This window comes from Sporolactobacillus mangiferae (assembly GCF_023336505.1).
Classification (GTDB): Bacteria; Bacillota; Bacilli; order Bacillales; family Sporolactobacillaceae; genus Sporolactobacillus; species Sporolactobacillus mangiferae.
Genome location: NZ_JAMAST010000018.1, coordinates 1 through 23,216, shown reverse-complemented (window position 1 = coordinate 23,216; position 23,216 = coordinate 1). Strand labels below are relative to the sequence as shown.

23 protein-coding genes and 1 riboswitch are annotated in these 23,216 nt (G+C 43.7%); of the genes, 17 read left to right on the top strand and 6 right to left on the bottom strand.

Going from position 1 to position 23,216, the window contains the following annotated elements; all coding sequences use genetic code 11:
• Positions 1 to 31: 31 nt before the first annotated feature.
• The 10 genes from M3N64_RS11860 (at position 32) to M3N64_RS11815 (ending at position 9,058) form a co-directional block, all read left to right on the top strand.
• Positions 32 to 445, top strand: coding sequence for a methylglyoxal synthase (locus tag M3N64_RS11860; protein WP_249102508.1), 414 nt, complete (start codon positions 32 to 34; stop codon positions 443 to 445).
• Positions 446 to 458: 13 nt separating this feature from the next.
• Positions 459 to 1,703 carry a CCA tRNA nucleotidyltransferase gene (locus tag M3N64_RS11855; RefSeq protein ID WP_249102504.1) on the top strand — a complete coding sequence of 415 codons (1,245 nt, stop codon included), beginning with the start codon at positions 459 to 461 and terminating at the stop codon, positions 1,701 to 1,703.
• On the top strand, positions 1,661 to 2,656 hold the full coding sequence (locus M3N64_RS11850) for a biotin--[acetyl-CoA-carboxylase] ligase (protein WP_249102501.1): 996 nt from the start codon (positions 1,661 to 1,663) through the stop codon (positions 2,654 to 2,656). The genes M3N64_RS11855 and M3N64_RS11850 overlap by 43 nt, the downstream gene beginning before the upstream one ends.
• A 250-nt stretch (positions 2,657 to 2,906) precedes the next feature.
• Positions 2,907 to 3,758, top strand: coding sequence for a pantoate--beta-alanine ligase (gene panC, locus M3N64_RS11845; RefSeq protein ID WP_249102589.1), 852 nt, complete (start codon positions 2,907 to 2,909; stop codon positions 3,756 to 3,758).
• A gap of 192 nt (positions 3,759 to 3,950) precedes the next feature.
• Positions 3,951 to 4,442 carry a cell wall elongation regulator TseB-like domain-containing protein gene (locus tag M3N64_RS11840; protein ID WP_249102493.1) on the top strand — a complete coding sequence of 164 codons (492 nt, stop codon included), beginning with the start codon at positions 3,951 to 3,953 and terminating at the stop codon, positions 4,440 to 4,442.
• Positions 4,443 to 4,482: 40 nt separating this feature from the next.
• Positions 4,483 to 5,673 carry a pyridoxal phosphate-dependent aminotransferase gene (locus tag M3N64_RS11835; protein ID WP_249102490.1) on the top strand — a complete coding sequence of 397 codons (1,191 nt, stop codon included), beginning with the start codon at positions 4,483 to 4,485 and terminating at the stop codon, positions 5,671 to 5,673.
• 28 nt (positions 5,674 to 5,701) lie between these two features.
• A complete protein-coding gene (gene asnS, locus M3N64_RS11830) occupies positions 5,702 to 6,994 on the top strand; it encodes an asparagine--tRNA ligase (protein ID WP_249102484.1) in 1,293 nt (430 codons plus the stop codon).
• A gap of 174 nt (positions 6,995 to 7,168) precedes the next feature.
• Positions 7,169 to 7,864 carry a DnaD domain-containing protein gene (locus tag M3N64_RS11825; RefSeq protein ID WP_249102483.1) on the top strand — a complete coding sequence of 232 codons (696 nt, stop codon included), beginning with the start codon at positions 7,169 to 7,171 and terminating at the stop codon, positions 7,862 to 7,864.
• A 41-nt stretch (positions 7,865 to 7,905) separates the two neighbouring features.
• Positions 7,906 to 8,556, top strand: a complete 651-nt coding sequence (gene nth / locus M3N64_RS11820; RefSeq protein WP_368389917.1) for an endonuclease III — start codon at positions 7,906 to 7,908, stop codon at positions 8,554 to 8,556.
• Complete coding sequence (locus tag M3N64_RS11815; protein WP_249102482.1) at positions 8,531 to 9,058, top strand: YpoC family protein; 528 nt, start codon at positions 8,531 to 8,533, stop codon at positions 9,056 to 9,058. Before nth ends, M3N64_RS11815 begins: the two co-directional genes overlap by 26 nt.
• Before the next feature lie 202 nt (positions 9,059 to 9,260).
• On the opposite strand, the gene M3N64_RS11810 is transcribed toward M3N64_RS11815, so the two are convergent.
• Both M3N64_RS11810 and recU read right to left on the bottom strand, forming a co-directional pair.
• On the bottom strand, positions 9,261 to 11,585 hold the full coding sequence (locus tag M3N64_RS11810) for a transglycosylase domain-containing protein (RefSeq protein WP_249102481.1): 2,325 nt from the start codon (positions 11,583 to 11,585) through the stop codon (positions 9,261 to 9,263).
• A gap of 80 nt (positions 11,586 to 11,665) precedes the next feature.
• Positions 11,666 to 12,268 (bottom strand): Holliday junction resolvase RecU, encoded by a 603-nt coding sequence (recU, locus tag M3N64_RS11805; RefSeq protein WP_249102476.1) that lies wholly within the window; start codon positions 12,266 to 12,268, stop codon positions 11,666 to 11,668.
• Between the two features lie 270 nt (positions 12,269 to 12,538).
• Here recU and M3N64_RS11800 point away from each other — a divergent pair, with 270 nt between their 5' ends.
• A complete protein-coding gene (locus tag M3N64_RS11800; RefSeq protein ID WP_249102475.1) occupies positions 12,539 to 12,853 on the top strand; it encodes a hypothetical protein in 315 nt (104 codons plus the stop codon).
• A gap of 122 nt (positions 12,854 to 12,975) precedes the next feature.
• Positions 12,976 to 13,356, top strand: coding sequence for a YppE family protein (locus M3N64_RS11795; RefSeq protein WP_249102472.1), 381 nt, complete (start codon positions 12,976 to 12,978; stop codon positions 13,354 to 13,356).
• Here the strand turns inward: M3N64_RS11795 and M3N64_RS11790 are convergent, their stop codons facing one another.
• Both M3N64_RS11790 and M3N64_RS11785 read right to left on the bottom strand, forming a co-directional pair.
• The gene (locus M3N64_RS11790) at positions 13,357 to 13,560 is read right to left on the bottom strand and encodes a hypothetical protein (RefSeq protein ID WP_249102469.1); all 204 of its coding nucleotides are present in this window, start codon (positions 13,558 to 13,560) and stop codon (positions 13,357 to 13,359) included.
• Positions 13,561 to 13,651: 91 nt separating this feature from the next.
• Positions 13,652 to 14,176: a hypothetical protein gene (locus tag M3N64_RS11785; RefSeq protein WP_249102466.1), complete on the bottom strand. Its 525-nt coding sequence runs from the start codon at positions 14,174 to 14,176 to the stop codon at positions 13,652 to 13,654.
• A gap of 175 nt (positions 14,177 to 14,351) precedes the next feature.
• Positions 14,352 to 14,452: riboswitch (TPP riboswitch) on the top strand.
• A gap of 107 nt (positions 14,453 to 14,559) precedes the next feature.
• On the opposite strand from M3N64_RS11785, the gene M3N64_RS11780 reads away from it, so the two are divergent.
• The 3 genes from M3N64_RS11780 to M3N64_RS11770 are packed head-to-tail and all read left to right on the top strand — an operon-like array spanning position 14,560 to position 17,382.
• Complete coding sequence (locus M3N64_RS11780; protein ID WP_249102464.1) at positions 14,560 to 15,153, top strand: ECF transporter S component; 594 nt, start codon at positions 14,560 to 14,562, stop codon at positions 15,151 to 15,153.
• Complete coding sequence (locus M3N64_RS11775) at positions 15,137 to 16,597, top strand: ABC transporter ATP-binding protein (RefSeq protein ID WP_249102460.1); 1,461 nt, start codon at positions 15,137 to 15,139, stop codon at positions 16,595 to 16,597. The genes M3N64_RS11780 and M3N64_RS11775 overlap by 17 nt, the downstream gene beginning before the upstream one ends.
• Positions 16,582 to 17,382 carry an energy-coupling factor transporter transmembrane component T family protein gene (locus tag M3N64_RS11770; protein WP_249102458.1) on the top strand — a complete coding sequence of 267 codons (801 nt, stop codon included), beginning with the start codon at positions 16,582 to 16,584 and terminating at the stop codon, positions 17,380 to 17,382. Before M3N64_RS11775 ends, M3N64_RS11770 begins: the two co-directional genes overlap by 16 nt.
• Before the next feature lie 264 nt (positions 17,383 to 17,646).
• On the opposite strand, the gene mbcS is transcribed toward M3N64_RS11770, so the two are convergent.
• Positions 17,647 to 19,239 carry an acyl-CoA synthetase MbcS gene (mbcS, locus tag M3N64_RS11765; protein WP_249102455.1) on the bottom strand — a complete coding sequence of 531 codons (1,593 nt, stop codon included), beginning with the start codon at positions 19,237 to 19,239 and terminating at the stop codon, positions 17,647 to 17,649.
• Between the two features lie 95 nt (positions 19,240 to 19,334).
• Entirely contained in the window at positions 19,335 to 20,417 is a 1,083-nt protein-coding gene (spoIIP, locus tag M3N64_RS11760; protein WP_249102453.1) for a stage II sporulation protein P, read from the bottom strand.
• A gap of 247 nt (positions 20,418 to 20,664) precedes the next feature.
• Between spoIIP and M3N64_RS11755 the strand changes: the two genes are divergently transcribed.
• Positions 20,665 to 22,398, top strand: coding sequence for a methyl-accepting chemotaxis protein (locus M3N64_RS11755; protein ID WP_249102451.1), 1,734 nt, complete (start codon positions 20,665 to 20,667; stop codon positions 22,396 to 22,398).
• 199 nt (positions 22,399 to 22,597) lie between these two features.
• On the top strand, positions 22,598 to 23,216 hold a 619-nt coding region (locus tag M3N64_RS11750; RefSeq protein WP_249102447.1), incomplete at its 3' end, for a VOC family protein.

Sequence of the window (23,216 nt, the reverse complement as noted above, 5' to 3'; positions counted from 1 at the left end):
ATCATTAAAGGGAGGAGGAGTGAAATAAATCATGAAAATTGCATTAATCGCGCACGACAAGAAGAAACCTGAAATGGTTGACTTCGCAATTGCCTATTCGCAGGTTCTAAAACAGCATGAGCTTTATGCTACAGGAACAACCGGAAAAAAAGTGATGGATGCAACCGGTCTTAAGGTGCATCGATTTCAGTCAGGACCACTTGGCGGCGATCAACAGATCGGGGCGATGATTGCTTCGAATGAAATGGATATGGTCATCTTCCTTCGTGATCCGCTCACCGCCCAACCTCATGAACCAGATGTCAATGCCTTGCTCAGATTGAGTGATGTCTATCGGATTCCGCTTGCGACCAATCTGGCATCTGCGGAATTGCTGATGCATGCATTAAGTCGTGGAGAAATGCATTGGCGCGAATTAGTGCATCAACGCCAAAGCAAAGCCTGACAGAGAAATGTTTATGTTCATTAAAAATGGGGTGACCCTTTTGCGTTTTCCTTTTAAAAATGCCGCCTGGATCATCGATCAATTGATAGGTCATGGATTTGAAGCCTATGTCGTCGGTGGTGCTGTACGTGATTATTTAATTGACAGACCCATTCATGACGTGGATATCGCAACATCGGCGCGCCCGAACGACGTTGTTTGCCTTTTTAAACGAACGGTCCCGGTCGGTATAAATCATGGAACGGTTGCTGTTCTTCATCATGGCCGAACGTATGAAGTTACGACATTTCGCTCAGAAAGCGGTTACGAGGATTTCCGCCATCCAAATCACGTTTCGTTTGTGTCTTCTCTGGATCAGGATTTAATGCGCCGTGACTTCACGATCAACGCACTTGCAATGGATCGCGCCGGAAAGATCATTGATCTGTTCGGCGGACAGGAGGATATCAGACGGCAACAGATACGTATGGTTGGTCGTCCGGATGAACGAATTACAGAAGATCCGCTACGAATGATGCGGGGTATTCGTTTTGCTTCGGAACTTGAATTTTCACTTGGCCATGCAGAACAGAATGCTTTTTTGAGAAAAGCTTCACTGCTGAAGAAGATCTCAATTGAACGGATTGATCAGGAAATGGTACGGCTGCTCGCAGGACAAGGAGTACAGCAGGCCATACACCTTCTGTATAAGACTAAGTGTATCTTTATGCTCCCTTTGCTTGACCATGCAGACGCACTCAATGAAACGGCTGCTATTCAATACAGAATTCTTCAGTCAGATGAAGAGCGCTGGGCAGCATTCCTCTCAGGGTGCAGGATTATGAAGGTGAGTACGTTTGCAAAACACTGGAAATGGTCCAACGAGAGAAGCAGAAACGTTGCAAAAATCATGCACTGGACGCGATTCCGAATGAAAACTGATTGGGATGTCGCGTCAGTTTACTTTGCCGGATGCTCCATTGCAATGGCAGTGAACCGTCTGCTTGTTTCCGTAGGTTTGATTAAAGAAGCCGCTTTGCCGGATGCACAGCAGGAAGTGCATCAACTCTGGGAAAACTGCCCGATCCATTCAAGGAGAGATCTTGCCGCAACCGGACATGATTTCATCGCATGGTCCAATGAAAAGCCGGGACCATGGATGACATCAGTGATCAGTGAACTGGAGAAGCAGATTGTCAATGGCCGGATCGAGAATGAGAAGGAGGCGATCCATGTATGGTTCAAAAGATGGCAGGACAATCGAAAACAGCCGTATTGACGCTTCTTTATGAGCATAAAAATGAATTTTTGTCCGGACAAAAAATCTCCCGGATGATCGGCTGTTCGCGTACGGCCGTGTGGAAACACATTCAATCACTTGTGGCAGATGGTTTTCTTATAGAATCTGTCCAAAAAAAGGGATACAGACTCACGAATGTTCCAGATGAACTTAATGAAGCTGCTGTTACAGTTGGTCTCAAAACAAAGCATCTTGGGCAGTCCATTCATTTTTATGACACCATCGGTTCGACACAAAAAGAAGCGCTGCGTCTCGCGGATGAAGGCGCAGTCCACGGAACGGTCATACTGACGAACGAACAAGTCAGCGGGCGAGGCCGTCTCGGACACTCCTGGCAATCACAGCGCGGGAAGAACATCGCTTTAAGCATGATCCTCCGACCTGAGCTGCCGATTGAAAAAACGCCGCAACTCACTTTGCTGACTGCTGTTGCCATTGCTAAGTGCATCGAAAAAGTGACCAATCTTTCGTGCGGCATTAAATGGCCGAATGATATTCTCTGTGATGGGAAGAAACTTGTGGGGATTCTAACTGAATTACAGGCAGAAGCTACCTATGTCAAAGCAGTTGTTATCGGTGTCGGTATCAATGTAAATATAGATGTCTCTTCTTTTCCGGCAGAACTGAAAACTTCGGCCGCCTCACTTAAATCATTGACAGGAAAAAATTATTCGCTTGCTCTGATCATCCAGGAATTTCTTGAATCCTTCGAAGCACTGTATACACGGTATCTCAGCGAAGGGTTTACGTGTATTCGCCCGCTATGGGAACAGCGGGCTCTCAATCTTGGAAAACAAATTAAAGTGCGCCAGCCCGGCGGATGGATTATTGAAGGGGTCGCAAGCGGGATCAGTGACGAAGGAGTCCTTCTTCTGAAGAAATCAGATGGTTCGATCGCAAAGATATATTCTGCGGATGTTGAATGGGGCTGACTGATGACTTAAAAGTCGTTTAAAAAATCGAGCGGCTTTTTGCTATAATGAGAGTGCCGATCAGAAAAAAATCTTGCAAAGGCTGCATTTCAATGAAAGCGGTACTATGATTTTATCTGATCGAGTATTGCTGTATTCAGTCTGCTATGATCCGGGATCGGACATGGACGGAGAGACGAGTGCAGGCATGTGCTCGAAACTCCTCAGGACAAGAGGAGGAATAATAATGCGTCTGCTGCGCGCAAAAAAAATGCTTCAATTCAAGAATCCGTCTGATGTATACGCTTTTGCTTACAGGCAAAAAAGAGACGGAAAGACTATTGGTTTTGCCCCAACGATGGGGTACTTGCACGAAGGGCACGCCTCGCTTTTTAAAAAAGCTGCGGCAAATTCAGATGTTGTGATTGCCAGCAGTTTTGTTAATCCGACACAATTTGGAGAAAGAGAAGATTTTATTCATTATCCAAAAAATCCGGTGCGGGACGCAATGCTGGCAGAATCATGCGGCGTTCATGCACTGTTTCTCCCGAATACGGAAGCCATCTATCCAAATGGAGAAGAAATCACGGTTAAAGTCAATGCAAGGACAGATGTACTGTGCGGAAAAAGCAGGCCAGGACATTTCGATGGAGTTGCTACTGTATTAAGTAAATTGTTCACCATTGTGCAGCCAGATCACGTCTATTTTGGTATGAAGGACGCGCAGCAGGTTGCCATCGTTCAGGCATTAATTCAGTCGTTTCACTTTCCGATCAAATTGATTGCCTGCCCAATTATTCGCGAGCCTGACGGTCTGGCAAAAAGTTCCCGCAACGTAAGACTCCGCCCAGACGAGCGACGTGAAGCGCCCTTCATTTATCAAGGGCTGCAGCACGGGCATTGCTGTATCAAAAAAGGTGAAAGGAATTTCGACCGTATCATTGCAACGGTTAGTAACTACTATCATAGCCATCTCAAACTTGGTCAGATTGATTATGTTGACGCTTTGAACTATCCCGAATTGAAACGCATGCATCCAGAAATGCACGGGAAAATCATTATTGCTGTCGCCGTTTGCTATGACCAGGCGCGCTTAATTGACAATATAACTATTGAATGTTAATGAAAGATTGCTGGTTCGGTCCAGTGTTTATACACATTTACACTTGCATTTCTTCTTAAGAATCGATACGATTAATTTGCTTTGGAAGCAGGCATAATCCTTTGTGTGCCAATGTTTCAAATAATGCTTATGCTGTATAATTTGTAAGCGGGGATATACTGTCTCCGTGTGTACATAAATCCAGGTGATGTTTTGAAAAAAATACGAACAATCATTCTCATTGTTGCAACGGCATCAGCTCTTTTATTTCTGATTGGTGGGTGGAAACTCTATACAAGTAATATCAGTGGTCAAAACCGTTCGGCGGAGGATGCAGTCAAAAGGGCTCATCAGTCTTATACTTTCAATCATGTAAAATCTGTTGTACCTTATAATGGAACAGAGGCTTATCAGGTGATTCAGGCCGAGCGAAACGGCCAGGATATTTACATTTGGGTACCTGACCATCCCAAAAGAGCACCGTTTATCTTACGGGCGGCTCATGCCGGCATTACAAAAAAAGAAGCACTTCAAAAATTATCAGACAAGAGACTTGACGTAAAAAAAATTATTTCCATTCGTCTTGGTGCGATTAACGGCAATCCTGTCTGGGAAATTACATTCCTGAATTCAGGAAACAACTATAATTACGTTTCTTTTTATTTTAATGACGGTAAAGAAGCACAGCGTATTTTGGACGTGTAAAAAACAAACAATAGACAACATTTGCGGGAGGAACAGAAAAATGCGGCTTTCAAAGCGAGTGGAGACGATTACCCCATCAAGCACCTTGGCAATTACAGCGAAGGCAGCAGAACTTAAGGCACAGGGATATGATGTCATTGGGCTTGGTGCAGGACAACCTGATTTTAATACTCCCGACTTTATTATTGAGGCAGCTTACGCAGCAGCAAAGGCCGGACATACAAAATATACGGCGACAGGCGGTCTCTCGGAACTGAAGGCAGCAATTGTCGGCAAACTGAAAAGAGATCAGAACTTTGATTACGATCCGACACAAATCCTTGTTGGAAACGGAGCGAAGCATGTTCTCTATTTACTGTTTCAGGCATTGCTCAATTCGGGTGATGAAGTCATTATTCCGGCTCCATATTGGGTAAGCTATCCGGAACAAGTCAAATTGGCTGGCGGCGTACCGGTTTTCATTGCGACAGCCGAGCAAAATCATTTTAAAATGACAGTTGCTGATCTGGAAAAGACCGCAACTCATAAAACAAGGGCTCTGATCATTAGTTCGCCAAGCAATCCGACTGGCATGATTTATTCAAAAGAAGAACTCGAACCGATTGCTTCGTTTTGCCTGAAGCATAATATTTTAATCATTTCAGATGAAATTTATGAAAAGCTGATCTATAATGGCAACACATTTTTTTCAATTGCACAACTCTCTGAACGTGTAAAGAAAAATACGGTTGTGATTAACGGTGTATCAAAATCACATTCCATGACCGGATGGCGCATCGGTTATGCGGCTGCTGATGCAGGGTTAATTAAAGCGATGACCGCCGTTGCAAGTCACAGCACATCCAATCCCGTATCTATTTCTCAGTATGCAGCAATCGCGGCTTATAATGGACCGCAGGAGAGCATTGAAACGATGCGGCAGGCTTTTGAAAAACGTTTAAATACGATTTATCCGCGGCTGTCTGCACTCCCCGGAGTGACCTGTATCAAACCGCAAGGCGCATTTTACCTGTTTCCCAATGTCCGCAAACTGAGTGATGCATGCGGCTTTTCCAGTGTAACTGAATGGTCAGCTGCCTTGCTCGACGAAGAAAAAGTGGCCATAGTTCCGGGAGCGGGATTCGGCATGCCGGACTATGTTCGCCTTTCCTATGCGACTTCATTGGAAAATCTTGAGCATGCACTTGACCGCATCGAACATTTCATTAAGAAACACCGCAAATCATATTGAACAGATTAAGCAGGGGGCACATAGATTCATGAAAGCAACTATCTCAGATGTGAAAAATCATGTCGGTTCTGAAGTTACAATCGGCGTCTGGCTGGCAAACAAGCGTTCCAGCGGGAAAATCCAGTTTCTCGAGCTTCGAGACGGAACCGGCTATATTCAAGGAGTCATTTTGAAAAACGAAGTCAGCGAAGAAACCTGGCTTAACGCTAAAGAGCTGACACAGGAAAGTTCTTTATATATCACAGGCACTGTTCGTGAAGACAGACGCGCACCAAGCGGGTTCGAGCTTACCGTCACCTCGCTGAAGACCATTCAGATCGCACATGATTATCCGATTACACCGAAAGAACATGGGGTAGAGTTCTTAATGGATCACCGCCATCTGTGGCTTCGTTCGAGCAGGCAGCACGCCATTTTGAAAATTCGTGATGAAATCATTAAAGCGACTTATGATTTCTTCTATGACCATGGTTTCACTAAAGTGGATCCTCCGATTCTGACTGGCAGCTCGGCCGAAGGGACCACCGATCTTTTCCATACAAAATACTTTGAGCGGGATGCGTATCTATCCCAGAGCGGCCAGCTTTATATGGAAGCTGCTGCAATGGCGCTGGGCAAAGTGTATTCATTTGGTCCCGCATTTCGTGCTGAAAAGTCCAAAACCAGACGACATCTGATCGAATTTTGGATGATTGAACCGGAAATGGCATTCTGCACGCACGAAGAGAGTCTGGAAATACAGGAGCGCTACGTCACCTATCTTGTACAGCGGATACTGCAAAAATGCCAAGCAGAATTGCAAACAATCGGGCGTGACACGACAAAGCTTGAAAAGATCAAGGCACCATTCCCACGAATCTCCTATGATCAAGCAATTGACTTTTTAAAGCAGGAGGGATTTACCGATATCGAATGGGGCGACGACTTTGGATCACCGCACGAAACAGCAATCGCTGAGCATTTTGATGTTCCGGTATTTGTTACCGAATATCCGGCAAAGGTCAAGGCGTTCTATATGAAACCAGATCCCGATCGAGAAGAAGTGGTTTTATGTGCAGATTTGCTTGCACCGGAAGGTTACGGCGAAATTATTGGAGGCAGTCAGCGTATTGACGACCTGGAATTGATGAAAAAACGTTATGAACAGTACCATTTGAATGATCCGTCCTATAAATGGTATCTGGAACTTCGTCAATATGGATCAGTGCCTCATTCCGGATTCGGTCTTGGACTGGAACGTGCAGTTGCCTGGATTTGCGGGCTTGATCATATTCGTGAAACGATTCCGTTTCCAAGACTGCTCAACCGAATTTATCCATGATCACAGTTGATCCAGATTTGTGTTAAGCCTGGTAAACAATAAACCAGGCTTATTTCTTTTGGCTTTATACGCCTGATGTTATTTGGAGTCTACAACCGGAGTGCTGCCACATCTGAACTGAATTCCATTAAAGAAGGTCAATCCATGGTATAATGTCTATAGAGGTGTCGCAAAATGGATGTAAAATTTCTGGTGAAACTGATTGAGAACAGCACTGTATCCGTACCTTCGTTGCTGATTGAATATTACCATAAGATCGGCTTGGACGAACAGGAATGCATGATGCTTATTCAAGTACATTCTTTTCTCGCAAAAGGCGATGACTTCCCTACCTTCGATGATCTGGCAAAACGTATGAGTCTTGATGGAACCGATTGTGCCGATTTGCTTCGCAAATTGATTCAGCGCGGATATCTCTCAATTATTCAGAAAAACGACCAGCAGCTTTACGCGGAGGCATACTCACTTGATCCATTGTGGGAAAAACTGATACGTGCTGCGTATCGCAGTGAAACAGACATGTCTGTAAAAGATAATGAGAATACCTTATATACATTGTTTGAAACTGAGTTTGGAAGACCGCTCTCACCGATTGAATGTGAAACGCTGGCGATGTGGATGGATCAGGACCGACATTCTCCCGTGCTCATAAAAGCAGCATTGCGTGAGGCAGTAGTGTCCGGAAAACTGAACTTTCGTTACATTGATCGCATATTATTTGACTGGAAGAAAAACGGAATTAAAACGCTTGAACAGGCGAAAGCACATGGAGAACGCATTAGAAGCCGCCAAATACGTTCATCAGAGAAAAGGGAGCCGGACGAAACACCGAAAATGCCTACCTACAATTGGCTTGGTCAGGGCGAATAAAGGAGGCAGTAAAACTGAACCAGATACAATTTGATGCAATCATCAATACAATTGAAGCAATGTTTCCAGATGCACACTGTGAACTTAACCACAGCACTCCTTTTGAGCTGGCGATTGCCGTTATGCTTTCTGCACAATGTACGGACGCATTAGTGAACCGCGTCACGCCAAAATTATTTCAAAAATATCATGAACCTGATGATTATTTGGCTGTGCCATTGGAAGAACTTCAGAATGATATTCATTCGATCGGACTTTATCGAAATAAAGCCAGACACATTAGAGAAATGTGTCAAATGCTTATCGAGCGCTATAACAGTGTCCTGCCGAGAGAGCGGGATGAGCTGTTGAAGTTGCCTGGAATCGGAAGAAAGACAGCAAATGTCATTGTTTCCGTTGCTTTTAACGAACCGGCTCTTGCTGTTGATACGCATGTAGAGCGAGTAGCCAAACGTTTAGGGATATGCCGATGGAAAGATAGTGTTCTTGACGTAGAAAAAACACTAATGCGCCGGCTTCCGAGGGAAAAGTGGTCGGAAACGCATCATCGGCTCATCTTCTTCGGCAGATATCACTGCAAAGCGCAACGTCCGAATTGCCCGGAATGCCCATTGCTGGACGTATGCAGAGAAGGGAAAAAACGGATGAAAGGAAGTGCAGCAGGCTATGAACGTTTTGCCGCGAAATCTTGAGATACCTGATTCCTTTCGCTTTGCACCGTTTTTTGTAAATCAGAAAAGAATTGAAAAGTGTTCTGTTTCCAAGCCCCATACTTTTCAAACGCCTTTTCTATACGACATGCTTTATCATCACAACGTTCTGCTTTCTTTTCCATGGCCATGGGAACAGGAAGAAAATTATTTTCATATTTACTGGAAAAAGAACCGAGATGCGCTCTGCTCATGCTTTCATCAGCGAAAGTATGAGCAGGCCAGGGCACCGATGATTCGGTCCATTGCCGCATTGATTGATCAATTGTTCTGGACAAATGGGTGTCCGGTTCAATCACTGGATGAAGTAGATTTGTACGAAAATATAAGTACTCTGTCCGCTGTTCCGCTTAATTGCAAAGAAAGGCTAAATTATTTACTGCATCAGCCGAGCCGTTATCTATCTTTTGTTCAACTGGATGAGCTGGAGCGGGAATTCACAAAAAAGAGAGCGGCCTATCTGCAAAAAAGAAAACGTGTGTAAAAATGATTATGGTATAGGTGATTCCTTACAGAAGATTCAGCGAAGAGACGTTCTTGCCGAAAGACACAACACATTAATCATTAATTGAAATATAAAAACAGCGACCATTAGAATGACGGTCGCTGTTTTTAATCGGTCCGAAAGTAGGGAAGCACACAAATGCGGGCCATGTTTTCTTTACTGTGAAACCTAAAAAACAGAATTAAGGATTAGGTTCTTCTCCCGTGTTCGCCGGTGGGGCAGAAGTACTACTGCTTACCGGATTACTGCTTGCTGGCAGAGTAGAACTACTGCTTGACGAACTGGTGCTTTCCGGTGGAGCGGAGCTGCTACTGCTTGCCGGATTCGAACTGCTGCTCTCTGAATTGCTGCTTTCCGGTGGAGCAGAACTGCTGCTGGAACTGTCCGACTTTTGTTCCTGTTTAAAATGATTGCTCACATTTGAATTTTTAACCGCCAATTCTCCTCCACTAAGAACGGTTACTGAGTTCGGACGCCTGAAATCAGATGCACCAGGCATGAATCCTGACATAATATCCTTAAAGATTGCTTTGGCATAGGACTGCTCGTTTGGGCCTAAGTAAGAGCCGTAAGATTTATCGCCAATTTTTTTCTTATTTGCATCATAGCCAGTCCAGACTGCAGCAGTTAATCGGGTGTTGTAGCCGACAAACCATGCATCGAGAGAGCCTTTGCTGCGCCCGTATGCATTGATATTAAATTGATCCGCGTAATCGGTCGGTACATTTTGCGTACCCGTTTTTCCTGCAAGATTGGCGCCGGCTATATTGGCACTTACACCTGTTCCCCGTGTCATGACATCTTTAAGCATATCCGTAATCATATAAGCTGTGTAATCATGCATCGCCACATGCCGAGCATGATCAAGCTGAATAACCTCTCCATCCGGTCTAACAATCTTTATTACAGAATAAGGCTGATTATAGATACCATTGTTACCATAGGCAGCATAGGCACCGGCCATCTGCAGCGGATTGGAGGCAAAGCCACCGCCACCGATCGAATACGATTCTCCCAGATTTTTTAAGACTTTATCTGTAAATCCAAGCTTTTCTGCAAAGGTACGAATGCTTTTTGTGCCGCCAAGCTGATCTTCAATTTTCTGGAAAGTCTGCAATGCGGGAATATTCCTTGACAAATACAGTGCTTTGCGGATGGTCATTTTCCCGAGTGTCTTTCCATCCCAATCGTTGATTTCTTTTCCCCAGCTGTATTTAATTTCTTTCGAGTCATTGACTTCGTAATCAGTCGGCCATTTTAAATACTCGATTGCCGGTCCGTAATCAATGATCGGCTTAGCTGTTGAGCCGACATTTCTCTGTGCATCGTATGACCAGTTCGTATTCAAATATTTATAATTTCGTCCGCCACCAAGGGCGCGAATTGCTCCGGTTTGTGTGTCCAGGACAGACACGGCAGCCTGGAAGTTCTTCTGGACATTCGGATATAACTTTTCGTTGTTCAGCACGTCTTGTGTCTGCTGCTGAATCTCCGGATCAAGTGTGGTATATATTTTTAATCCACCAGAATCAAATTCTTGCTCTGTGATCACTTTTTTTACCTTAACGAGCTCATAACGCACATAATCCAGAAATGCGCCGTACTTACGATTGCTTACCGGTACGCTATGGTGCCCCTTAGTCATCTGTTTCATTGGAACCGCTTTTGCTTTTGCCGCTTCAGCAGCTGAAATCGCTTTGTTCTTAACCATTAAGTCAAGAACGAGATCCCGTCTTTCTTTGGCTTGTTTAGGATGCTTAATCGGATCGTAGTAACCTGGATTTCGCGTCATTGCCGCCAGCATTGCAGCCTGATCCAACGTCACGTCTTTCACATTTTTTCCAAAATAGCGTTCTGAGGCTGCAGCAACGCCATATGTGGGCCCGCCTCCAAGATAGATCTGGTTCAAATACATTTCGAGAATTTGTTTTTTTGTATACTTCTTTTCTAACTGAATGGCAAGATACATTTCCTGTATCTTTCGTGTAAATGTCTTGTTCTGCGTCAGCATGGCATTTCGTACGACCTGCTGAGTAATCGTGCTCGCTCCTTCAGATTTATACCCTTTTGTAAACTGGGCAACGCCTGCACCCATAATACGGATCGGATCAATACCGATGTGTTTGTAAAAACGGACATCTTCAGTCGAAAGGTATGCATCTTGAACTGTTAGTGGGATCGAATCGATTGAAACATACTGTCGATGCTGTCCCGAATCAACGGTTGTAGCTTTTTTTTCGTTTTGGTCATAAATGACAGATGATACTTCGTTATGAAGCGCGTTTTCATTCAATTTTGGCGCGTCTCTGATCACGGCGAGCACAAAAATAGTACCGGCAAGAATCATAAACAGAAACGTCAGCAATAGAATGATCAGAATTCTTTTCATCCAATGCTTCTTACCGCCTGACTTTTTTTTCTTTTTTATCGGTGCGTGCTGATTTCCTTTTTGTTTTTCTGTTTCGGCAGCGCGCCGTCTTTCCATTCGCGTATGGTATTCAACCATGTCTGATCCTACCTTTCCAAAAGCCAATCCCATGGTTTACGTTTTATAGTATTCGATTGTTTCAAGAGATTATGACCTGTTTAAAAATAGACCTCATTCACAACGCGAAGATAGTCTATTCGGGGAAGATAGTTTTGAGGAATCATGTAGCCATGATCACCAAAAAACTGCCTGGGGATTGATTTTCTGCCTCCATTTAAAGAAGCGTCCCAGAACATTGCCAGATAATCGGCATCAAGCAGGAACGTTTCCGAACTTTGCGTGAATTTAACGATAATGAATCCAATGCCACCGTGGCGCTTAATGCGCTTCATGTGCTCGACTTGATGGATGTGAAAGTTTTTTAACGGAATATATCCGGCATACGTCGTTTCTTTGGCCTCGAAGTCTATGTACTTGCCCCGGTATACACCATTATAATCAGTAGTCGATGCCTTGCGAAAATAAGCTTCAGTAATTTTTGCCGCACTTCTTTTGGGATAGGCAACATGCACGATCTGAACTGGGGTCGGCTTCTTGTAAATCACTGCCTGATCGGTTTCTATATAATAACGATTGGTGGCATTTAAGTCATCTTCCAATGTCATCCCGCGGTGACCATACACAACATCAGACTCCGTTCTTTTATCATTAGTCTGCCTGGCGCTGCGGTAAGGCTGCCCGTTAGGATAAAAGACGGTCATGAACAATCAGCTCTCCTTTTAAAAGATTCATGGTTTAGCAGGTTATTTCATAAATCAGTATACCAAAGTCCGCCGCATAGAGGTTATGTTTTCGCATGATTATCTTCTCTAGTAAAAACAACAGCAGATTTTAGCAAAGCAAAAAGCAGGAGGAATCCTGCCTATTTGCTCTAGTTTTGTGAGATTGCTTCTAGTTTTGTCGAGAGAGAAGGGGATTCCGGCTGTGCGTGGAAATTCTTCACTATTAACTCGGAGAGAGAAGGGAACAGGATGCATGCAAAGCAGGGAATAAGTATTCAGGAACTTCACTTTAAGATTGATTATTTGATGATGCAGCTGGAGCAGGTTGAAAATAAAGTTATTCGAAAAAACGAGGCACTTATCGACAACCATCTTTTCTTATGCCAGGCAAAACTTTCAGAATCCAAAAAGAAAATGCATCAAATTGGAGACCTGCTGGCACATGCCGCGAGAGGCGCAGATCCATATCAATCCGGCCGGCTTGAGTCGATCCTCTTTGGCGGAGAGACTGGCAGTGTATGCAAAAAAAGCATAAAGAAGCAAAAAATTCAGTTGCTTAGTTAAAGGGAGCGGAACTTGTGCCGTATCAAAAAGATTATTTTTGAAACAGGTTCAGGCAGAAATGAAGGCCCGTTTATAAGCGCATGGTACACTGAAAGAAATAATGTGACTGGAGTGAGTGTACTGTGGATCAGGATATGGAAGCACAGCTGTACCGGCTGACCCGACAACTAAAAGATTTAAATCAAGCCGCCTATCGTCAGTTTACGGAACGGACACAACAGGAGAACGATCAAGCAGATTTTTACCGTGAAATTAAACCATTTGCGGATCACATGCAGATACTTATCGATAAGTGGCGTCCACTTGCTGAAAAATGGGCTGCGTTTGAGAGACCGGCGCATCTTTTCCCAGTTCAGATTAAAGACACCTACGATAATCTGGCAATTGTTTGCGTGACCGCTTTTCAGAAAGATACACGGAAAAGAAGGTTTTATGAAACCATCAAATCAATTGATTACGTGCTGGATACCATGCTTCAGGCAACCAGTGAACGTCATGTCTAATTAATGGTTCATACGAATAAATGAAATGAGCACATAAAGGAAGTAGGGAACACCCAGGAACAGAATGATACGATACATTGCCTGAGTAATCCAATTCAAGCATTCTTCAGCGGACAGACGCTCGATTTTTGCGGTGATTTGTTCCATACGTGCAGAAATGTGATTTCGTTTGGTCGTATAGGTCGATGTGTCTGTTTTTAACATGGCTTGTTTCCTCCCATTTCGGCTTGTTTTAGTAGACTATATGGCCTGTCCAGAGAAATTATTACTGGATCAGAGAAAAATGGGAGGACGGTTATTGGAAAGTATGCAGCATACGCTTTAATTCAGGTATTGTTTTCCCGCTAAATTCGTGAAATCCATCTTCCAAAGCAATTGTTTTACCCAAATAAAGCGGATAAACCGAGGAAAAGCCATTACTTAAAATGAATAATCCTGATGAGGAATAACGTGTTAAAAACAGCACATATTCTCCGTCCGCAAGCGGACCGGTATATTGCTTGTTCAGTGAGTCGCTGGGAGCAGGGAGCGGTTCGATGCCCGTCGTCAGCAAGTTCATCGGTATTGCCGTATGCCCTTTAAGTATTTGCTGAACATGAATCTCTTGTTCGGCATTTACGAAATGGGCACCAGATGGGAGGCGCTGCCCCGTATCCCATCGATTTATATGCTCATCAAGACGCGCATGTACAATAAGATCAGCTTTCTGGATAATAGCGGTACCGCTTTCTGCAGGTTCGCTTTTAATCAGCTGATCGACCGCCGCTTTGCTTACAGAAGTATCTGTCAGCAATAAAATAAAAAATAAGAGCGTGCTCACTACCACAGATTTCCAAAATAATATTCCTGTCCGTCTCATAAATAAAACCCCGATTTGTTTCACCTAAGTAGCTTTATTTTGGTGTATCACTCGTTATTTTATACAACGGATGCTCGTGCTTGATGAAACGATAGAGATGTAGTAAAGTTAGTTTGTCAAAATAAAATATGAATAGTTCGTCCACTAGGGGTGCATATCATATGCTGAGAGGGAAATTTCCCGACCCTTAGACCTGATCTGGATAATGCCAGCGTAGGAAAGTGGTTGAAAAGAAAAACAACAACCGCTCTCATGATTATGAAAGCGGTTTTTCATTTTCGGACTGGTATTTCTTTATGGGATCTGGATGAAATATTCGTAACAATTAAGGGGGAACCTTTGCCATGAGTAAAGGAAAAAACACTATACTCAATTTAACCGATATTCTTGTTACGATCGTCATTGCACTTGTGTTCGGACTTGTTTTTCGACTGATGGGGCCAGTCTATGATCTCGTTCAGCCGTTAGGTCTGCATCTGGATGCGTTGCTGTACGGCATCTGGTTCATTGCAGCGCCATTTGCGGCACTGCTGATTCGCAAGCCTGGTGTTGCCTTTCTTGCTGAAACGGCAGCCGCACTTGCTGAAATGTTGTTTGCCGGAAGCGGCGGAATCGTTAATCTATACTACGGCTTGCTTCAAGGCGCTTTTTCCGAAGCAGTCTTTGCTATTTGGCGGTATAAAAAGTTCTCAGTCAGCGTCGTCTCTTTGTCAGCATTTGCTGCTTTAATTGCATCGATTATTCTGGATGCAGGTTACGCCTATTTGCCGATGCTTGCCGGATGGAATTTGATCCTGTATTTAATTTTTCGCATCATTGGTGCCATCCTGCTTTCCGGACTGCTCCCGTATGTGCTCGTTAAAGGGCTGGAAAAAACAGGAGTAACACAGTCACTTCGCCCGGTTACTAAGGAAGACTATGATGTCCTTGACAAATAAAGAGGACCGTTGGGGCGTCGAAAAACTTCGCCTCGCATTCCCTAAGAAAAATACCATGCTTTTTAAAGATGTTTCCTTTCATTTTGAAGCGAAGGAGAAAATTTTGCTTCTTGGTCCGTCGGGCTGTGGCAAATCGACTTTTTTACATGTGTTATCCGGCCTTGCTCCAAAAAGTATTGAACTGCCCATGCGAACAAAATGGAAAAGGATACCGGAGCGCTGGGGCTATATTTTCCAAGATCCCGAAACACAGTTCTGCATGCCTTATGTGGATGAGGAGATTGCCTTTGTACTTGAAAACCGTCGTATTCCGAGAGTGAGGATGCCGCAACTGATTCAGTATTATTTAGATCTGGTCCAATTAAAGTTACAGAACAGCCATCAGCTGATTCGGACGTTATCAGGTGGCATGAAACAGCGTTTGGCCATTGCCAGCATTCTTGCTCTGGAACCGGAGATTTTATTTCTGGATGAACCGACCGCGTTGCTTGATCCCGAAGGAACAGAAACACTTTGGCAAACCGTGCGGCGTATCGGTCACGATCGAACCTTGATTATTGTCGAGCATAAAATTGACCATGTCCTGGATTTCATTGACCGTGTCGTATTGTTCAATGCGGACGGCGAAATTTTCGCGGACGGTCCCAAAAATGATATTCTGACACGTTACAAAAGTAAGCTTGATGCATTTGGCATCTGGCATCCGGACGCGTGGGCCGGTTATTCAGGCAGAAAGGAACTACAGAACACCGACAGTATTGACAGAGACTCCCCGGTGCTTACGCTTAAGCATTTTGTTGTTTATCGACAAAAAAAAGCGCAGTTCACTGCTGAACAGCTGACCATTTTCCGTGGTGAGTGGGTTGCCATTATTGGACGAAACGGAGCAGGGAAGAGCACCTTAATCGAGGGAATAATGGGATTACTGCGATCAAACGGACAAATTCAGTGGCCATTTAAAAAACCTGAAGACCATGTCCAATTTGTCTTTCAAAATCCTGAGCACCAATTTATTACCGATACAGTTGAAGATGAACTCGCATTCAGCCTTCGGATACAGAAACTAAGCGACGACGAAATCGAACACAGGGTCAGCCGTCAGTTAGAAAAATATGATTTGAAAAATGAACGCCTGCAGCATCCTTTTCAGCTATCGACAGGACAGAAGCGGAGGCTCAGTGTTGCTTCCGCGATGATTAATCATCCGGACGTGCTGATACTGGATGAGCCGACATTTGGACAAGACGCACGAAATACATTCGCTTTACTGGACTTATTTCAGCAATTGCAGAATGAAGGAACAACCATTGTAATGGTTACACATGAAATGGAAATTGTCCGACGCTTTGCAACACATGTGGTTCATGTAGATGGCGGCCGAATCATCAAAGATGACTGTGATGGCTATAAACAAAGTGGGGGAGCGGAATGGGTGACATCATAGCGAACCGAGGCAAATTATTTTTTAAAGTTAATCCCAGTTTGAAATTTCTGCTTACCTCATCGCTGTTTATTCTTTATTTATTCGTACACAATCTGAATACGATGATCTGGGCTTCGGTTTTCTTTTTAGTACTCTATGTTTTTGCGTGTGGGTTAAGTGGGAAATGGTCATTTGGTTTTGTGCTCTTAACCTTGATTCTCTCTCTGTTCAGTGCTTCAGCCATGATTCTGTTCGGGAAAGGGAACACAGTCATCTTTCACTATTCGCTGATTATGATGACACAGGAAAGTCTTGCACGGGGAATTATGCTCGGATTAAGAACTTTTTGCTTCAGTCTGATCGGCATGGTTTTTGCGACGACTACATTACCGGTCCCGTTTTTCTATTCATTGATGCAGCAATTAAAAGTGCCCGTCCGTTATGCGTATGGATGTCTTGCCGCCTTTCGCATGCTTCCGGTCATGGGGGAAGAACTTGGACATATTCGTCAGGCAATGCGTGTTCGTGGCATGGCAAACCAGCACGGCGTGAAGGCTTTTTCTAATAAAATGATTCGTTATTTACTGATGATGCTGGCGCAGTCCATTCGTCGCGCCCAGCGTACAGCAATTGCTATGGAGGCAAAACGTTTCTCAATGACAGAAGCCCGAACCTATTACTATGAAATTGGATGGAGCGTATATGATCTTTATTTTTTATTCATTCTGTTGATCACGGTGACATCAGGATTTATCTGCTCATCTTTATTCCCGGTTACTCCTTTCACGAATGTACTTGATCATTAAGTTGAGTGAACAAGGAAGGAGCGATTGAGAGAGGTCGCCGCAATCATGTCGGCAACACAGGAAACAGAATGACATAAACCGGCTTCTCCCATAGAGTTTATCGTGCCCAATCGGGACTTCGCTATCTGCATATGCATGATCTGATCAAACAAGAGGGCATCTCATCGTCAAATGACTTTTGAGACACCCTCTTGTTTTATTGACAGGAATGAATCTATGGGATTTTTTAGGTACCTGTTTCTGATGACATGGCAGGGAAAGGCATTATTTGCCTTGCTTTTCGCCTGCGCGACGCAATTCCAGTTCACGAAGCTTTGACCGCATGATTTTTCCGGATACGGTTTTGGGTAAGTCGGATACAAATTCAATCGCTCGTGGATATTTATACGGCGCGGTTTGCTGTTTCACAAACTTTTGTAGTTGCGGAATAAGTGACGGATCCGCTGTGTAGCCATCTTTAAGGACAACAAATGCTTTAACGATATTGCCACGAATCGTATCCGGTTTTGCAACCACCGCACAATCTTTAACCGCTTCGTGCTTCAGCAAGGCATCTTCAACTTCTGTCGGTCCGATTGTATATCCTGAACTGATGATCACATCATCACGCCGGCCCTGAAACCAGAAATAGTTGTCCGCGTCTCGGGACGCGCGGTCACCTGTGAGGAAGTAATCGCCAAGCACGGCTGCCTGATAACGTTCTGGTTCCTGATAATACGTTTTAAACAAAGCCGGAAAATCCCGACGCACAGCAATATTACCGACAACCCCTTCAGGTACTGGATTGCCATCTTCGTCAATGATCGTAATGAATTCATTGAGGATAGGCTGACCCATGGAGCCGATACGTACATCTTTTCCCACGAGTGTGCCAATAAGCAATGTACTTTCGGTCTGACCATAACCGTCTTTCAATTGAATGTCAAAGGTATTTTTAAAAATGTCAATCACACCGCGATTTAATGCCTCTCCAGCTGAGCAGGCGGTATGAAGATTCGAGAGATCATATTCTTTAAGATGATCGACTTTCGACATCAATCGATATTCGGTTGGTGTGCAGCAAAGTACATTGACTTTGTAATCCTGAAGCAGCTGCAGTTGCTTTTCCGGATGGAAACGTCCAAAATAAACCAATCCGGTCACGCCTTTCCCAAGCACTGACAGGAACGGACTCCATATCCATTTTTGCCAACCGGGACCGGCAGTTGCCCAGACTGTATCCCCCTCCTTAATGTTCAGCCATTTTTTAGGTGCGATTCTAAGGTGGGCATATGCCCAGGCATGTGTATGAACGACCCCTTTTGGTGTTCCCGAGGTCCCGGAAGTATAAGTAAGGAATGCCATATCATCTTTATCGGTGTCGACTGTTGAATAGACGTCCGATGCTCCGTCCATCAAAGCGTTCATTGACAGCCATCCATCCGTATCACCGGCTACCGAAATTTTATATTGCAGTGAAGTCATCTGTTCCTCGATATGATCTACCTGATCTGTGAAATCTTTATAAGTAATGATCGCTTTTGCCTGGCCCTGATTAATTCGAAAGCTGATATCTCCGGAACGGAGCAGTTCCGAACCAGGAATGACCGCAATGCCGGCTCTCAGAGCGCCCAAATATATAATATAAGCATCAATAATTCTTGGTACAATCGTCATAATCTTATCGCCCTTTTTGATGCCCAATTTGTTTAACACATTTGCAAATTGTTTGCCCTTTGTAATCAACTCGTGATACGTAACCGTTCGTTTTTCACCGGATTCATTTTCCCAGCGCAGTGCAATTCGATCTGAATTAAATCGATCGATCTCGCTCGTCAGGTTGTATTTCTGTGGTGCAATCAGATCCGTGAATTCCATATCGATCTCATCTCCCTTATCAGTACAGAAAATAAATGCAATAGCAACATTTATACCTTAATACTAATACCAGGTGCTAAATATTACAACTCTTTTTATTTTTTAATCACATGTACAAGTGCTTCGGCAAACGCCTTTGAACTGCGTGTAATTTCCTGCTCGTTATTATCGATACCGCCGATTTCGACGAGAATTGCATTTTTCGACAAATCCTGATTATAGACACCGTTCCCGGTTAACTTTGTCTTGCCAACAATACCACGCACCAGATCCGGATAGTGCTTATCCAGTTCACTTTTTATTTCTTTTGCCAAATAAAGATTAGCCGAATAATTTGGGTTGGCTTCACCAATAACGATGCTGATCCTTGCATAGTCGACACCATTGCGACTCATGGTTGTTATCTTTCTTCCGGAAGAATCACGATGGATATCGATCAGATAACTTAATGTCGGCGTTTCTTTCATTGCTTTCTGAACGATTGCGCGTGAACTTTGATAGGCTTCATTATAGCCCCAGCCCTGTTTAATGAGATGAACATAGCCAATGTTATTTTGAGCAAGAATTCTGCCGATTTCATTTCCGTCAATCGCTACACTTTTGTCTGGATTTGTTGTTGTTGCCTGCCCATTATTAATCGGGTTATATGACTCCCACGGGTGTGTATGATAAATCAGAACCGTTTTTTTGAGCTTTGTATTTGATTGATCTGCATTTTTCTCCTCTGATTTTTTCGGCGCAGGCGTTTCGATGTTAATTTCAGGTGGCGGAGGATTGTCCTGTGGCAGGTTATTGTAGTTTAAGCCTTTTCCCGCAACAAAAATACGCGTGTTGTAGATAGTGAATCCAGGCAGTTCTGATCCGAACAGACTTCGGTTATCGTCAAAATGGAGATCCGTCGCTGCTTCAAATAAAAAATGGAAGACTGATTTTGGACGCTCCTGCGCTTTAATTGCGTGGTTATAAATAACATTTTCGCCACCAAAAGTCTCTGTCAGCAATACACTTGCCGGTAAATTGGCTTTCTGCATTGCATCTTCAATATAACTAATCTTCATTTGACTGATGCCAACGAGGATGGCGAGTCCGTAGATCAGGATCAAAACAAAAACGTAGTGGTAGAGTAGTTGCTGTATTATTGTACGATGAGTTGTATCTGGTGATTTTATCGGATTCAAACCCGTCCCTCCTCATGTCATTATCTCTTTTGCTCTATTAATTCTATGAGGAGAGAAGGGGAAGATAGACTATTTATTTGTGATTTTTCGGCTCTTTTAGCAGAGATGAAAAAGGATCAGATCAAAACGAATAAATAGTGTAAATATGAATTTTACAATTTCTTTACATAAAATGGCTTTTTCGAAGAAAAATTTCCTTGATACTAATAGAGTAGGCAATGAAGCACAGGACAACGGGGGGATGATTTTGAAAGGCAACATTAGAATAATGCGATTGCCATGGACAGATTTGACTATCAGCATGAAGTTTTCCATTGGACTATTTATCGTTTTGTTTCTTACGCTTATTTCCGCAACCGCGTCGGCAATTATTTTAGAGCAGACGATGCAAAAAGCAGAGAAGGCCCGGGAAGCAGGGGAGCGTGCGGCGCAAATTACTGAAATCGGTTCTCTGTTTCGTGCCAAGGATGCGAGAGTCGTTGATTATTTGCTCAATCCAGGCGATCAATCAGTCAAACTCTATACAAATGATCAAATGAAGCTGACAAAAGCGGAGAAAAGATTGAAGCCGTATATGAAGACGCCAGAACAAAAAAAATGGTTTACCCAAATTATGAGTGCGGATGCACGTACATTTAATCTATTCCAAAGTGAGTTTGTGCCGGCTGTTTTAATGAATGATAAGCAAAAAATAACAGAGGTTCATAAGGAACAGGTCAAAGTGCAGCAATCTATTATCAGCAATGTCAATAAATTGCGCCAGTCAGTCATTAATGATGAAAAGCGTGCGATTGAAAATGTGCGCAATCAAGTACTTGGGGCATTAGTGTTTTTATCAGTCAGCGTCATTCTGACTATTGCAATCAGTGTTGCCGTTACCATGTGGATCGGCCGGCAAACACGCACGGCCTTTAAACAAGTGATTGCTTCCACTGATCGTATTGCCTCCGGTGACTTAAGCGAAGATAAAGAAAAGATACATAATCACAAAAAACGTGATGAACTTGCTTTAATTGCTGATTCAATTGAAAAGATGAAACTTAATTTGCTGACGATCGTTCAGGCAATCAGATCGGCAGCGGAGATGACGAAAAAAAGCGGCAGGACACTGATCGAGACAACGCAAACAGTCTCTCAGGAAAGCAATGAAACAGCAAAAGTGATGAATGAAATCGCCCATGGTCTGGAGGATCAGGCGGCAAGTACAAGCAATATGGCCAGATTTACCGAAGACTTCATGCATAAGCTGGATCAGGAGGTTGGCACATTAGCCTCCGTTGTGAAAAAAACAATTAATGCCTCAAAATTGACAGAAGAGGGCGAGGGGCTTGTTGAGCATTCACAATTAACGATGAAGTTGATCGATTCGAGTATTCTTGAAGCAAGACAGAAGATGGAACATTTTAAAGCTCGCCTCAGCAACTTGAATCAATTGACTGAATTGATCGATGAAATTGCCGGTAAAACAAACCTGCTTGCCTTGAACGCGACGATCGAATCAGCACGAGCTGGGGATGCGGGAAAAGGATTCCAGATCATTGCTGATTCCATTCGAAAACTATCAAACCAGACATCAGAATCAGCAAAGGGAATGGCTGAACTGCTGCAGGACATTCATGAAGGTTCAGAAACTGTAGAAGAGGCGCTTTCAGAAAGCAGAAAGCACGCTGAAACAGGTGTGGGTCAGATGAAGCATACCGATGAAGCACTGGCATCTATCAATAATGAGGTACAGATAATCGGTGTGCACATGAAACAAGTATCCGAACGTTTGCAGGAAGTCAATCAGATTGGCTTTGAGATGAAAACATCCATTGATGCAGTGGCAGCGGTGGCACAAGAAACCTCAGCAAGTGTCACTCAAGTCAATCAATCGATGAATCGAATTGAGCAGACAATGACCGGAATAACAGTGGAAGCACAAAATCTGGAAGAAACCTCCGAGCACTTCGATCAGGTCGTTAAGCAATTCAAATACTGATCATACAAGGCAGTGGCGAGCATATCCACAAAGAGCGGATATGCTCTTTTTATTTTTCTTTCTACGCTATTTCAAAGACTATTCCATTACGTTAAGGTTTCCATTAATTTGGGAGGTAAAAATAATTAGACATCGTATACTTATTAATATATACTTACTTACATAAAGTAACTATTACGTTTTTAATGGGGGATTGCAAATGGACTTTCAGAAAGCACCATACACTTATGTTGACCGAGTCGATCTGTATGTAAAAAATGTGCAGAGATCAAAGGATTTTTATACAAAAATGCTTGGATTAAGCCTCTTAACAGAGGAGGCAAATCTGATCACATTTACTGCTAACGGGCTCAGCCCGCTCATTACAATTGAACAGAAAGATGGCGCACTGCCTCTGGAGAAGCGGAGTGCCGGTCTCTATCACTTTGCGCTGCTTGTGCCAACACGAAAAGATCTGGCAGCGATAGCCGCACATCTTATGAAAGAAGGATATCCGCTCGTTGGCGGTGCTGATCATGCAGTGAGTGAAGCGCTGTATTTAGAAGATCCAGATGGAAATGGGATCGAAATTTACCGCGACCGTTCTTCGGATTCATGGCAATGGGAAAACGGACGTGTTTTCATGCCCACGGAAGCTTTAGATGAGCACCTGCTCGATGAATGGGATCGTGCACCTTGGAAAAGAATAGCCGTAGGAACAAAAATGGGACATCTGCATCTGCAAGTTGCAGACATCAAAGAAACCGAAAAGTTTTACCTTGATGGCCTTGGATTTGACTTGGTCGCACAATATGGCCCATGGGCAGATTTTATCTCAT

Bases quoted from the DNA above. Each gene is read 5' to 3' on its own strand.
- M3N64_RS11855 (WP_249102504.1), top strand. From the start codon at position 459: ATGTTCATTAAAAATGGGGTGACCCTTTTGCGTTTTCCTTTTAAAAAT.
- M3N64_RS11790 (WP_249102469.1), bottom strand. From the start codon at position 13,560: ATGTTAAAAACAGACACATCGACCTATACGACCAAACGAAATCACATT.
- M3N64_RS11775 (WP_249102460.1), top strand. From the start codon at position 15,137: ATGTCCTTGACAAATAAAGAGGACCGTTGGGGCGTCGAAAAACTTCGC.
- M3N64_RS11860 (WP_249102508.1), top strand. From the start codon at position 32: ATGAAAATTGCATTAATCGCGCACGACAAGAAGAAACCTGAAATGGTT.
- M3N64_RS11825 (WP_249102483.1), top strand. From the start codon at position 7,169: ATGGATGTAAAATTTCTGGTGAAACTGATTGAGAACAGCACTGTATCC.
- panC (WP_249102589.1), top strand. From the start codon at position 2,907: ATGCTTCAATTCAAGAATCCGTCTGATGTATACGCTTTTGCTTACAGG.
- M3N64_RS11850 (WP_249102501.1), top strand. From the start codon at position 1,661: ATGGTTCAAAAGATGGCAGGACAATCGAAAACAGCCGTATTGACGCTT.
- M3N64_RS11770 (WP_249102458.1), top strand. From the start codon at position 16,582: ATGGGTGACATCATAGCGAACCGAGGCAAATTATTTTTTAAAGTTAAT.
- M3N64_RS11780 (WP_249102464.1), top strand. From the start codon at position 14,560: ATGAGTAAAGGAAAAAACACTATACTCAATTTAACCGATATTCTTGTT.
- mbcS (WP_249102455.1), bottom strand. From the start codon at position 19,239: ATGGAATTCACGGATCTGATTGCACCACAGAAATACAACCTGACGAGC.
- M3N64_RS11800 (WP_249102475.1), top strand. From the start codon at position 12,539: ATGCATGCAAAGCAGGGAATAAGTATTCAGGAACTTCACTTTAAGATT.
- M3N64_RS11810 (WP_249102481.1), bottom strand. From the start codon at position 11,585: ATGGTTGAATACCATACGCGAATGGAAAGACGGCGCGCTGCCGAAACA.
- recU (WP_249102476.1), bottom strand. From the start codon at position 12,268: ATGACCGTCTTTTATCCTAACGGGCAGCCTTACCGCAGCGCCAGGCAG.
- M3N64_RS11815 (WP_249102482.1), top strand. From the start codon at position 8,531: ATGAACGTTTTGCCGCGAAATCTTGAGATACCTGATTCCTTTCGCTTT.
- asnS (WP_249102484.1), top strand. From the start codon at position 5,702: ATGAAAGCAACTATCTCAGATGTGAAAAATCATGTCGGTTCTGAAGTT.
- M3N64_RS11835 (WP_249102490.1), top strand. From the start codon at position 4,483: ATGCGGCTTTCAAAGCGAGTGGAGACGATTACCCCATCAAGCACCTTG.